This is a genomic window from Christensenella sp. (genome assembly GCF_034927525.1).
Lineage (GTDB): Bacteria > Bacillota > Clostridia > Christensenellales > Christensenellaceae > Christensenella.
This window is the reverse complement of the sequence record NZ_JAYFPU010000070.1, coordinates 1-12,427: the sequence shown is the minus strand read 5'-3', so window position 1 is coordinate 12,427 and position 12,427 is coordinate 1. Positions and strand designations below refer to the sequence as shown.

Sequence of the window (12,427 nt, the reverse complement as noted above, 5' to 3'; positions counted from 1 at the left end):
AACAGGCTTCCGGTCAGAAACGTAGACTTTTTTATCCATAAGATGAAATAGCACATATTCTACCGGTTTTACAAAAATACGTACAAAAATACGATTTTTTTTATTAAATTCAGTATAAATGAAGTGGATAAAAAAGTCTACGTTTCTGACCGGAAGCCTGTTTTGGCGCCATATGTAAGGGGGAAAATATGGGCAGACATCAAAAAGAAGATTTGCTTGATGCGCTTGCAAAGGAAGCAGACTGCGCATATTTATCGGAATTGCGGGATCGTGGTTTTTATCCTTCGATCGTAAAGGCGCTGAGACGGATCGATCCGGAGGCATACAGCCTTTCGGAATGGAATGAGGCGATCTGCTATATCACGGGTGAGCGGGAAAAAGCCGTGGATGTACTGCAGGCTGCGAACTGTTTGGGAGAAAAACTGGAGCAAGGCCACTTTGTGGTGAAAAAGGGATAAAATCACACATGATATTTATAAAACCGCCTGCAAAGCGGTTTTTTTGACGACTTTTTTAAGGCGGGCAAAGTGTTACAAAAAGTTTACTAATTTCATGACAATCCGTAAAGTATTGTGATATAATCTATAGAAAGTCGGCGCGGGCCGGCAGAAACGATGGGGAAGGTAGCTATCCTGTGGGATTTTTGAGAAACAAACCGCTTGTCGTCACGATCGTTGTGGTCGTGGTACTGATCATATTGATGGTTGCGACAGGCTCTGGAAACAAAGCGGCAGACAGCGGCGCAAACATAGTAGGCGGCGCATTTGTTCCTGTACAGAAATTCTTTTACCAGATATCCGACTCGGTCGGCGGGTTCTTTGATAATATTGTGAACAGCGGTGACGCGGCGGACGAAAAGCAAAAGCTGGATTCGGAGCTGCAGACGATCAAGGGACAGATGAACGATTATGATGAGATGAAGGCAGAAAACGAACGCCTGAAGGAAATGCTCGATTATAAGCAGAAGAACGCTTCTCAAGAATTGAAGGTTGCGACCATCATCGGCAAAAATCCGGGCAACTGGTTTGACGTGTTTACGATCGATCTGGGCATTAACGACGGGATCGCGAAAAACATGCCCGTGATCACGGCGGACGGCCTTGTGGGGCGTGTGGAAGAGGTCGGGCTCAACTGGGCCAAGGTCATGGCGGTGATCGACGGTCGAAGCAATGTCCCGTCTATTATGGAAAGAACGCGTGAATATGGCGTGGTCAAGGGGAGCGTTTCTCAGGATTCTCTGGACGCGTCGCTGTATATCAACTATCTCCCGCTCGATTCAGATGTGATCGAGGGAGATAAGGTGCTGACGTCAGGGCTCGACGGGATATATCCCAAGGGCCTTTTGGTCGGGACGGTACAGAGCGCATCGCAGGCGGGTTCTACAGGCGTAAATGTCAAGCTTACGGCTGCGGTCGATTTTCGAAGGTTAGAAGAAGTGTTTGTGGTCGTAGCTGTCGACGGACAGGCGACGGGGACAAGCGCTGCAAACGAAACGACAGGCGGCGGAGAGGCCGCCCAGCCTGAACCGAGCTCTACGCCGCAGCCGGGTGCAAGTGCAAGCCCCGCGGCTTCGGCAGCGACTACAGGGTAAGGGCTTATGAGATATGTAGTGCTGACTATAATGGGTGTTTTCGGTGTGATACTGACAAGCTCACTGCTGCGCGATATCAGTATTGGTGATGTTCCGCTGCAAATAGACCTGGTGCTGCTGATGGCACTGAGCTTCGCTGTGGTGGAAAAGAGCAGTATGCCCATCATATTTGCGGCAGTTTCAGGGCTGTTGATGGACATGATGTATTCTACGATATGGGGGACATATGCGCTATGCTATACGGTGGTGACGGCTCTTATCGTATTGTTTTTCCGCAAGGCGGGACGCTTTAATGTATTGTATCTGTTCGTGGTGGGAGCAGGCGGTTATATCGTAAAAGAGCTGTTGATGTCGCTTTTGGTTTTTATCCAGGGCGCGCGGTTTTCGATGCCCGTGATGCTGGTGTACAATATTCTGCCGTCCGCTGTTTTGACAGGCGGCTTGATGTTTGCGGCTTATTGGCTGATTAACCGGCTCATGAAAAACAACTGGATGCGTCCACGTTCGACGTATCGTTTTGATGATATCTGAGGATGTCTGTTGAACCACTTAAGATATAAGAGGAGACCATGTTAAAAAAGTTAAAGAATAGATTTTTGATAAGCTTTACAGTGATAGCGCTGGTGTTCGTTATGCTGATGGTAGGACTTGGAAACCTGACGCTTGTGCAGGGCGGTACGCTTGCGACGCAGTCGGAGGATAAGAAGATCCGGACGCTGCAGTTAAAAGGCGCGCGCGGACAGATCACCGACAGCACGGGGATCCCGCTTGCATACGACCAGAGCAGCTATGACATCCAGTTCACAAAAGATCCTTCAAAAAATACAACAACAGACAAAGCGTATTACACGGATGTACTGATCCGTGCGATTGCGCTTATTGAGGAAAACGGCGGCAGCACGATCGATACATTCTCGATCAAGCGGGGTGACGACGGTACGTTTGCGTTCGATTTTGGCGTGACGGACGAAGATGCGTTTGCCAAGCGTGAGGAGGATTGGCGCAAGAATATGTTTGTTTCCAAATCCGAGACGGTGACACCGGACGTTATTTACCGCGACCTGCGCAGCCGTTACCGCATTCCGGAAGAATATACCTACGAACAGGCACGTAAGCTGCTCTCCATCTGGCAGGAGGTACAGCTTTCGTCTTATGTCGCCTATGTGCCTGTTACGATCTGTAAAAATGTCGATATGAACCTTGTATCGGTGCTGGAGGGGCACTCGGACGACCTTGAGGGCATCCAGATCGCCGAAAGCGCGACGCGCATCTACCCCAAAGACGATGTGATGGCAGTACTGCTCGGGTATATGGGCAAGATGAACGACAAGGATACGGTCACCGAATATAAGGCAAAAGGATATTCGCCGGACGACCTGATCGGCACGACGGGGCTGGAAAGCACGATGGAGCAATACCTGACGGGCAATTCTACTGAAAAACAGGGAACCCGGCAGGTGGAGGTCAACAGCAAGGGCAAGGTCATTCAGGAGCTTGCGTATACGCCGCCCAAGCAGGGATACGACGTGCGGTTGACCGTCGACCTGCAATTGCAGATGGCCGCCGAAAAAGCGATCAAGGAAAACGTCGAACAGGTCTACCAGAAGCAATATGATATGTATTATAATCCAACGACAGAGGAGCAGATAAAAAAACGCGAATCGTACGACGTCGAGCTCGATAAGCGCACCTTGACGGACGAGCAGATCGCGGATGGCAAGTCTACAAACTTTGATAAGCTGAGTCTGGCAAAATCCGGCGCGCTTATCGTGATGGACGTAAAGACGGGCAACGTGCTTGCCATGGCGAATTACCCGTCGTATGACGCGAACTTGTTCACGAGCGGCATTTCGGAAGCCGCGATGCAAGAGCTGAGCAACGATCCGGGTACGCCGCTTTTCAACAAAGCGATCTCGTCAAAGGTCATTCCGGGCTCTATCTTTAAGATGGTCACGGGTATGGGCGGTCTGATGGAAGGCGCGATCACGCTGGATACACATATCGACTGTGAAAAAGAATATAAAAAATATGTAAGTGAAAACTATGTTGGTCACGTGCCCTCGTGTTGGATCAACCCGTACAACCTGCAAAAGCATGCGGGTCTTGACCTTGAATACGCTCTGGCGCAAAGCTGCAACTATTTTTTCTATACGGTGGCGGACAACATGGGCATCGATAACGTTGTCAAATGGGGCGAGAACTTTGGCCTGACAAAACCGACGAATATCGAGCTGACAGGCGAAGCGGTCGGGCAGATCGGTAACCAGGACGTGCTTTACGATCCGGAAAAACCGTTGGAACAGCAAAAAACTTCGCTGCCACGGCTGGTACGCGCGCAGATCATGGGATATCTGGAAGATTATGGCGTCAAGCTGGGCGTGACCTATACGGACGAGCAGATCACGAAGACGACGGATAGGCTGATCGCGCTGGTGGCGCCCGTGCTTTTGCAGCCGGGCAACCTGACGCTGGGCGAGCAGATCACGACAGTGTTGTTTGAAGAACTGGATATCACGGCGCGTACTTCAAGGAACCGCGGCTGGCACAACGATATCAACCAGTCGCTCCAGCAGCTGAAATGGAACCCGAACGAGACGATCACAGCGGGTATCGGTACAAACTTTACGACGATCACGCCCATTGCGGTCGCACGCTACGTATCCTCTTTGGTAAACGGCGGCATCGTCTACAATGCGAACATCGTAGACAACGTGGTGGATCAGGACGGCAACGTGATCGAAAAGGTAGAGCCGGTGGTTTACAACAAGATAGAAGCGCCGGAAGAATATTTCTCTACGATCAAGCAGGGTATGAAGGACGTGGTAAGCGACGACGAATTCGGCGGTGCGCGTGACGCGTTCAAAAATGAAGACGGGACAGACTGGAAATACCTGAAAATGATCGGCGGTAAGACAGGTACGGGACAGGTTTCAGAGGTAGAGCTCGAGAACAACGCGTGGTTCGTTGCCTTTGCGCCGTATGACGATCCGGAAATCGCGGTCGTATCTTACATCCCGAACGGGTATTCGGGGGCCTCCGCAGCGCCGGCGGCACGGAGCATCATCGAGTATTATCTGGACGGCAAGGAAACGGAAGGAACGCCCAAGACGGAATCCGTACCTTCCTCAAACCAGATCGTGCTTTAAAAAGAATTTGCTATGAAATCTATATTCATGTATAATATATGGCGTGGTAATAGGGTTAAAAAGCTTTCCCATAGGGGCGGCACGGAGGTTAGCAATGCAGAGTATCGTGACAATCAAAGGCAAAGAAGACGGCTTGGAGATCTATCTGGATGAAAAGTCTACTTATCCTGTGCTGCGCGAAGAATTGATGGTAAAGCTCAAGAAGAACAAGGAGTTCTTCCGCGACAGCGATACAAAGGTCGTGATCCGCGGGAAGCAGATATCCGACGCACAGTGCAAAGAGATCAAGCGTGTGTTCGCGATGGACTTCGGTATCCGTGACGTGCTTTTTGGCGACGAGGCGGATATGATGCGCGAGGCGGAGCTCAAGATCGAGCGTCCGGCGCCGTCGCACGGCAAGGCTAAAAGTGTGGCGAGGCCAAAGGACGAGTATTTGGACGAAGTGGATCTTGTATCCAATTCGTATTTTGACGCACAGTCGATTTTTATCAACAATACGATCCGTTCAGGACAGAGGATCGAGTGCGAAGGCGATATCGTGGTTATCGGCGGTGTGAATCCCGGTGCGGAAGTGATCGCCGGAGGCAGCATCGCGGTATTTGGACGGCTTTCGGGTCTTGCACATGCGGGATGCTCGGGCAGGACGGACGTATGTGTGGCGGCACTCAATATGTGCCCCAAGCAGCTGCGGCTTTCCGGCCGTGTGGTCACGTTCCCCAACGAGCGGGAAGATGTCGAGGACGCGGAGATCGCGGAATTAAAAGATGGCAAGGTGGTCATCCGTCCGGTCAGTCTGCGGTAGGTTCGAGTTTTATTCGGAAGGTTCATATATTATTAGTTTGGCGAGGGAAAATGAATGGAAAACGTGATTGTCATTACATCCGGTAAAGGCGGCGTAGGGAAAACGACTTCTACGGCGAACCTTGGAACCGGCCTTGCAATGCAGGGAAAAAAGGTTGTGCTTGTAGATACGGATATCGGTCTTAGGAATCTGGATGTGGTTCTGGGGCTCGAAAACCGGATCGTGTACGATCTGGTGGACGTGGTCGAGGGCACCTGCAAATTAAAGCAGGCGCTTATCAAAGACAAGCGCTATGACGGGCTGTATTTGCTGCCCGCGGCGCAGACCAGAAACAAAATGGCTGTGACGCCCGAGCAGATGAAAGAGCTTGTTGCGGAGCTGGAAAAGGAATTCGATTATGTATTGATCGACTGTCCGGCGGGTATCGAACGCGGGTTTAAAAATGCCGTAGCGGGCGCGAAATCGGCGATCGTTGTGACAGTGCCGGAGGTATCCTCTGTGCGCGACGCAGACAGGATCATCGGTCTTTTATCCGCAAGCGGTGTGGACGATGCGCGACTGCTCATCAACCGCCTGCGTCCCGACCTTGTACGCAAGGGAGACATGCTGGCGATCGACGATACGCTGGAGATTCTGGGCATCGACCTCATTGGTGTGGTGCCGGAGGACGAACTGATCTTCCGTTCTTCTAATTTAGGCGAACCGGCGGTGACAGACAACAGTTCGCTCGCAGGTGAGGCGTACCGCAACGTGACAAAGCGTATCATGGGCGAGGATGTACCGATGCTCGATCTGGAGCAAAGATCTGGTTTCTTTGGCAAACTGAAGAGACTCTTCTCGAAGTAACGGAGGGGTTTTGATATGGGATGGTTTTTTAACAGAAAGAAAAGCAGTCAGGTCGCAAAGGACAGGCTGAAGCTGGTTCTTATTTACGACCGCGCCGGCACGACTTCTAACGACGATATGATCAACATGATCAAACGTGATATCATGCAGGTGATCTCTAAGTATGTGGAGATCGACGAATCCGAGTTTGCCATCGATTTTAAGAATGTGCAAAACGAGGAAGAAGAAGGGATTTCTTCGCAGCTTGCAATGAATATACCCATCAAGAAGATCAAGCAAATGGTGAAAAACGGCGGCAGATAAGGCTCTGCCAAAAAAGATATTTAGTCCAAAAAAGCCCGCGCCTGCGTGCGCGGTCTTTTTGTAAAACGAAGGGGAGATATGAAAGGCAAGCTCATCAATAAAAACATGTGGAAGTTCGTAGACTGGTTCCTGGTGGTGGTCATTTTCATCCTGGTGGGATACAGTCTGCTTTCCATCGCCAACGCAACGGCCAGCCCGTTTACCGGGGATGAGCGGGGAATTGCGGAGTTTATCGCAAACCTGGATTTAAGCTCGATCTTATGGCAGGCGTTGTTCTTTGGGATAGGCCTTGCGCTGATGTTTTTAGTGATGCTGGTCGATTATCATACCCTCGCCCATCTTACGGACTGGCTTTATTGGGCGACGGTCGCCCTTCTGGTTGCGGTGTATTTTTTGGGAAGTGAGCAAAACGGAACGACCGGTTGGTTTATGATCGGAAGCAGGGGCTTCCAGCCTGGCGAATTGTGTAAAATTCTGATGATCATCGTGCTGGCCAAGATGCTGTCCAATAAGACGGAGGGGAGCGAAGATGGCATCCAGACATTTAAGGATATCCTTCCAACATTGTGGCGGCTGGCGATACCGGTCGTACTCATCGCGATACAGCCTGATATTGGCACATCACTTGTGTACCTGTTTATCTTTGCCGTGATGTTGTTTATGGCGAAAGCCAATTGGAAGGTGTGGCTGATCCTTATCATTATTGCGTTGGCAGTTTTTGGCGGATATATTATTTATCTGTCGCAAAATCCGGACAACTATATGTGGCGTCGCCTCCTTGCGTTTTTCAATCCGCAGTCGGAAGTGGTACAATCGACCAATGCCGATATGCAGATGGTACAGGCTCAAATGGCGATGGGTTCAGGTGGCTTTTTGGGGAAAGGGTTGTTTACCCCCGGGTCGCTGTCCCAACTAGGATATGTGTGGGCAGGGCAGGATGACTTTATTTTTGCTGTGACGGTGGAAGCATTTGGATTTTTGGGCGGACTGATACTGATCATACTGTACTTCCTGCTGATCGGGCGGACGCTGATGCTTTCGCTGCGCGCAAAGGACGATTTTGGCGCATATATTATCATCGGCGTGGCGGCGATGACGCTGTTTCATGTGGTGGAAAATATAGGAATGAACATCGGGCTGCTGCCCGTTACGGGGATACCCCTGCCGTTTTTCTCGTCGGGCGGCTCAAGCATGATCATGAACTGTATTGCGTTTGGGCTGGTACTGAGCGTGGATATGCGACGGCAGCGCTGGCAGGGACAGTAGGTCAGGCTGCGGTAAGCATTGATGATAGAATGTATTTACAGATAGGAGTATTGATTGAGTTTACTTGACAGGGTGGAAAAGCCCGCGCGCTACGTGGGCGGCGAACTGAATTCCATCATAAAAGAAGAGGCGGACATCGATTTTGCGTTATGCTTCGCGGACGTTTACGAAGTGGGCATGAGTCATTTAGGCCTGAATATATTGTATGAAGTATTAAACGACCTTAAGGACGTTTATGCACAGCGTGTCTTTTGCCCATGGGTGGATATGCTCGAGCAAATGCACAAAAGCGGAGAAGTGCTGTGTTCTTTAGAGACAGGCAAACCGCTTTGCGATTTTGACATCGTAGGCATTAACCTGTCGTACGAAATGTGCTATTCCAATGTGCTCGCTATGCTCGAACTGGGGAAGATACCGTTGCTGTCATGTGAGCGCAAAGACAGCGACCCGCTCGTTGTGGGTGGCGGCGCGTGCGTCGTCAATCCGGAGCCGATCGCCGATTTTTTTGATTTGTTTGTGATCGGGGAGGGCGAGCAGGCGGTACGCGAGCTGTGCGCACTTTACGCAGAGCATAAAAAATGCGGCTTTGTGCGGGATGTCTTCCTGAAAGAAGCGGCGCACCTCGGCGGCGTATATGTCCCCTCGTTTTATCAAACGGAATATAATGAAGACGGCACAGTACGAGCGATCACGGCGGCGCAGGGCGTGCCGGAGGTCGTCAAAAAATGTGTGGTCGAAGATTTTGACGGGGAGAGAACGGTCGCAAAACCGGTGCTCCCGTATATCAATACTGTGCACGACCGCTGTGTGCTGGAGATCATGCGCGGATGCCCGCGCGGGTGCAGGTTCTGTCAGGCAGGATTTGCCATGCGTCCGGTGCGCGAGCGCAAAGCGGAAACCGTGCGTAAAACAGCGCGGGACGTGATCGCTGCGACCGGATATGACGAGATATCTTTATCATCACTGTCGTCGGGGGATTATTCGCACATCGACGAGCTGGTAAGCGGATTGATCGACGAATTTTCGCAGCAGCGGGTGTCGGTTTCCATGCCTTCCCTGCGCGTCGACAGCTTTGAAAAAGATTTTGCGAACCAGCTGCAGCAGGTGCGCAAAACGGGGCTTACGTTCGCACCGGAGGCGGGAACGCAGCGCCTGCGTGATGTGATCAATAAAAATATCAAACACGAAGACATTATCAATACGGTGACGCGCGCGTTTTCTTCGGGCGTCAACACGGTAAAGCTTTATTTTATGATCGGCCTGCCGACAGAGACGTACGAGGACCTCGACGGAATCGCGTCTTTGGTACGCGACATCCGCGAGGCATACTATGCCGTACCCAAGGAAGCGCGGCGGGGCATGGTGGGGATCACCGTTTCGGCGTCCTGCTTTGTGCCTAAACCATGTACGCCGTTTATGTGGGAGGCAATGGACGATATGGAGACGCTGCGGCAAAAACAGCAGTACCTAAGGGAACGGCTCAAGATCAAGGGTGTAAAATTCAACTATCACGACGCGCGACTGAGCTTTCTTGAAGGGGTGCTTGCCCGCGGCGACCGCAAGCTTGCGGCTGTGCTGATGGACGCATACAAAAACGGCGCGGTATTTGATGCGTGGCACGAACATTTTTCGTTTGAACGCTATATGGACGCATTTGAAAAAAATGGGATCGATCCGGCGTTTTATGCCTGCAGGACGAGGGATACAAGCGAGATACTGCCCTTTGCGCATATCGATTTCGGCATCGATACGGCATTTTTGAAACGGGAACGCGACAAGGCGTATGCAGGACAGGTCACGCCTGAATGCAGAATAGAGTGCGGTGGGTGCGGCCTCCAGAAAAGCTGCGGATTTGTGCAGGAGAAACGATGAGCGAAGAAGCAAAAAGATACAAAGTGATCATCAAATACAGCCGCCACGGCGCGGCGAAATATATTTCGCATCTCGATATGCAGCGTACGTTTGGTCGTGCGGTGCGCAGAGCCAAGCTGCCCGCGGAATATTCGCAAGGATTCAATCCGCACATTGTTATGTCGTTTGCGTCGCCGCTTTCTGTCGGCTATGCGACAAACGGGGACTATCTGGAGATCGGTCTTACGCAGCCGGTGGACGCGCAGCAGCTGAGGGAAGCGCTTGATGCGGTCATGCCGCGCGATATCCGTATCCATGATGTGCATATGGCGCGTGACGGCGCAAAAAAACTGATGGCACAAAATTACAGTGCATGCTATTTTATACATTTTCATTTTGAAAATGAACAGGATTGTGTTAAAATAAAAACTGCGGTCAGCGGACTGCTTGAGGCAGAGGAATATCCGGCGGTCGACCGCCGCGGCAGGCAGCTAGATATCCGGCCGCTGGTGCTTGATATAACAACGACGGACGGCAAAGAGATATCCGTGCTTTTGAAAAATGCATCGGACGGTGCGCTTAATCCGGCGGTGGTGGCAATGGCGCTGCTGTCAGCGGCTGAGGTCGATGCGGATTATGACATCTGCAGGGAAGATTGTTTTGCACGTAAGGATGGCGAAATGAAGCCGTTCAGTATTATATAGTTTAGAAATTTTTATAATATAAGGAGTTTTTTTGAATGATCAAAAAAATCATAGCCGACGCGAACACGCATGAAGCGCGTGTCGCTTTAATGGAGGATAACGACTTAGTCGAGATCCTCGTTGAAATGCGCGGTAAAGAGCGTCTGGTCGGTAATATTTACAAAGGAAGGGTCGCCAATATCCTTCCGGGCATGCAGGCCGCGTTTGTGGATGTAGGCCTTGAAAAAAATGCCTTTTTGTACGCGGGGGATATTCTGTGCGACGAATCGGACTTTCTGTTTGACGATACGCAGGATCCTTCCAATGTCAAAAAGAAGCTTGAAGTACCCAACATCAAAGAGCTTTTAAAGCCCAATCAGGAAATCATGGTACAGGTGTTAAAGCAGCCGGGTGGAAGCAAGGGTGCGCGTGTAACGACGCACATCACGTTGCCGGGCAGGCTGCTTGTTTTGATGCCCACAGTCGACCACATTGGCGTTTCGCGCAGGATCGGCGACGAGCAAAAGCGCGAACAATTAAAGGAGTTCATCGGGGCGGTCAAGCCCTCCAACATGGGCGTGATCGTGCGTACGGTCGCAGAGCAGGCTTCCGACGAAGAAATTGCTTCGGAGCTCAAGTTCCTTGTGCGTCTGTGGCAGAAGGTGCAGGAAAAATCGGATTTTGTGAGCGCACCGCGCCTGATCCATGCAGAGGAAACGTTGTTGTTCCGTACGGTGCGCGATATGCTCACCTCGGATGTACAGGAATTCATCATCAACGACAAGGACTATTACGAAAAGGTCATGGCGGTGGTGAATATCTTATCGCCGAGCATGATGGACAGGCTCAAGCTGTTTGAAGAAGAAGGAAATATTTTTGATTACTTCAATATAGAAGATAAGATCACAAAGGCGCTGCAGCGCAAGGTATGGCTCAAAAACGGCTGCTATCTTGTGATTGACGAAACGGAAGCGCTTACGGTCATCGACGTCAATACAGGCAAATACATCGGCGAGGACAATTTGCAGGATACGATCCTCAACGCAAACATTGAAGCGGCAAACGAGATCGCGCGGCAGCTGAGGCTGCGGGACTTAAGCGGGATCATCGTCATCGACTTCATCGATCTGGAAGATGAAGGTAACAAGCAAAAGGTCGTGGATGCGCTGAATGAAGCATTAAAGCATGACAGGACAAAGTCCAATGTGCTCGGCATGACGGAGCTGGGGCTTGTGGAAATGACACGCAAGAAGACGCGCCGGAAGCTATCCGCGCTCACACAGGCGACATGCCCGTGCTGCGGCGGCAGCGGTAAGGTATATAATCTTGATAATATGGCGATGCGCGTGCGCAGGGAAATCATCCGTACGGTGAAAAGTGATGCACACGGCATGTTCATCGTGGAGGTGAGCGGGCCGCTCGCGGAATATATCGTGGCGCACAACAACCAGAACCAGGCAGTGCTGCCGCATTACGAAAACGCGCATTTCTTTATCCGCAGCGTGAAAAACGCGCACCCCGAACAGATCATCGTCACGCAGGTGACAGACAAGGGAGCACTCAGCGGGACGCAGGTTTTTTGTTGACACACGTAAGTAGATATGGTAACATATTTAACTGAGCCGCTCGCATAGGCGACAAACGCGCAGACGTTGGTTTGCGGGCCAAACGCGGCGAGACTGGGTAAGGGAGGTAAAGTGCGATGTATGCAATCATCAGATCAGGCGGTAAGCAATATAAGGTTGAGCCCGGCATGGTCATCAAAGTGGAAAAGCTGGACGCCGAGGTAGGTTCCGAGGTAGCGTTCGAAGCAATGATGACGTCGGACGGCAAGAAAGTTGCTGTCGGCGATCCTGTTTTAAAAGACGTTGCAGTCAAGGGAAAAGTTCTTGCACAGGACAAAGAGAAAAAAGTCATTGTGTTTAAGTACAAACCCAAA

At 51.0% G+C, this 12,427-nt stretch carries 12 protein-coding genes; all 12 read left to right on the top strand.

What is annotated here, in order from left to right:
- Nucleotides 1–188 precede the first annotated feature (188 nt).
- Nucleotides 189–458, top strand: a complete 270-nt coding sequence (locus VB081_RS02580; RefSeq protein ID WP_323399292.1) for a hypothetical protein — start codon at nucleotides 189–191, stop codon at nucleotides 456–458.
- 176 nt (nucleotides 459–634) lie between these two features.
- Nucleotides 635–1,591, top strand: a complete 957-nt coding sequence (mreC, locus tag VB081_RS02575; protein ID WP_323399291.1) for a rod shape-determining protein MreC — start codon at nucleotides 635–637, stop codon at nucleotides 1,589–1,591.
- A 6-nt stretch (nucleotides 1,592–1,597) separates the two neighbouring features.
- Nucleotides 1,598–2,122: a rod shape-determining protein MreD gene (gene mreD / locus VB081_RS02570; protein ID WP_323399290.1), complete on the top strand. Its 525-nt coding sequence runs from the start codon at nucleotides 1,598–1,600 to the stop codon at nucleotides 2,120–2,122.
- Between the two features lie 38 nt (nucleotides 2,123–2,160).
- A complete protein-coding gene (locus VB081_RS02565; RefSeq protein ID WP_323399289.1) occupies nucleotides 2,161–4,737 on the top strand; it encodes a penicillin-binding transpeptidase domain-containing protein in 2,577 nt (858 codons plus the stop codon).
- A 94-nt stretch (nucleotides 4,738–4,831) separates the two neighbouring features.
- A complete protein-coding gene (minC, locus tag VB081_RS02560; protein ID WP_323399288.1) occupies nucleotides 4,832–5,539 on the top strand; it encodes a septum site-determining protein MinC in 708 nt (235 codons plus the stop codon).
- A gap of 54 nt (nucleotides 5,540–5,593) precedes the next feature.
- A complete protein-coding gene (minD, locus tag VB081_RS02555; protein WP_323399287.1) occupies nucleotides 5,594–6,385 on the top strand; it encodes a septum site-determining protein MinD in 792 nt (263 codons plus the stop codon).
- A gap of 15 nt (nucleotides 6,386–6,400) precedes the next feature.
- Nucleotides 6,401–6,688 (top strand): cell division topological specificity factor MinE, encoded by a 288-nt coding sequence (gene minE, locus VB081_RS02550; RefSeq protein ID WP_323399286.1) that lies wholly within the window; start codon nucleotides 6,401–6,403, stop codon nucleotides 6,686–6,688.
- 78 nt (nucleotides 6,689–6,766) lie between these two features.
- A complete protein-coding gene (locus VB081_RS02545) occupies nucleotides 6,767–7,954 on the top strand; it encodes an FtsW/RodA/SpoVE family cell cycle protein (RefSeq protein WP_323399285.1) in 1,188 nt (395 codons plus the stop codon).
- Between the two features lie 54 nt (nucleotides 7,955–8,008).
- Complete coding sequence (locus VB081_RS02540) at nucleotides 8,009–9,826, top strand: TIGR03960 family B12-binding radical SAM protein (protein WP_323399284.1); 1,818 nt, start codon at nucleotides 8,009–8,011, stop codon at nucleotides 9,824–9,826.
- Nucleotides 9,823–10,509 (top strand): TIGR03936 family radical SAM-associated protein, encoded by a 687-nt coding sequence (locus VB081_RS02535; protein WP_323399283.1) that lies wholly within the window; start codon nucleotides 9,823–9,825, stop codon nucleotides 10,507–10,509. The genes VB081_RS02540 and VB081_RS02535 overlap by 4 nt, the downstream gene beginning before the upstream one ends.
- 35 nt (nucleotides 10,510–10,544) lie before the next feature.
- Nucleotides 10,545–12,074: an Rne/Rng family ribonuclease gene (locus VB081_RS02530; protein WP_323399282.1), complete on the top strand. Its 1,530-nt coding sequence runs from the start codon at nucleotides 10,545–10,547 to the stop codon at nucleotides 12,072–12,074.
- Nucleotides 12,075–12,190: 116 nt separating this feature from the next.
- Nucleotides 12,191–12,427, top strand: a 237-nt coding sequence (gene rplU, locus VB081_RS02525) for a 50S ribosomal protein L21 (RefSeq protein WP_323399281.1), incomplete at its 3' end; no start/stop codon positions are given.

Bases quoted from the DNA above. Each gene is read 5' to 3' on its own strand.
- minD (WP_323399287.1), top strand. From the start codon at position 5,594: ATGGAAAACGTGATTGTCATTACATCCGGTAAAGGCGGCGTAGGGAAA.
- VB081_RS02530 (WP_323399282.1), top strand. From the start codon at position 10,545: ATGATCAAAAAAATCATAGCCGACGCGAACACGCATGAAGCGCGTGTC.
- VB081_RS02545 (WP_323399285.1), top strand. From the start codon at position 6,767: ATGAAAGGCAAGCTCATCAATAAAAACATGTGGAAGTTCGTAGACTGG.
- VB081_RS02580 (WP_323399292.1), top strand. From the start codon at position 189: ATGGGCAGACATCAAAAAGAAGATTTGCTTGATGCGCTTGCAAAGGAA.
- minC (WP_323399288.1), top strand. From the start codon at position 4,832: ATGCAGAGTATCGTGACAATCAAAGGCAAAGAAGACGGCTTGGAGATC.
- minE (WP_323399286.1), top strand. From the start codon at position 6,401: ATGGGATGGTTTTTTAACAGAAAGAAAAGCAGTCAGGTCGCAAAGGAC.
- VB081_RS02565 (WP_323399289.1), top strand. From the start codon at position 2,161: ATGTTAAAAAAGTTAAAGAATAGATTTTTGATAAGCTTTACAGTGATA.
- mreD (WP_323399290.1), top strand. From the start codon at position 1,598: ATGAGATATGTAGTGCTGACTATAATGGGTGTTTTCGGTGTGATACTG.
- VB081_RS02535 (WP_323399283.1), top strand. From the start codon at position 9,823: ATGAGCGAAGAAGCAAAAAGATACAAAGTGATCATCAAATACAGCCGC.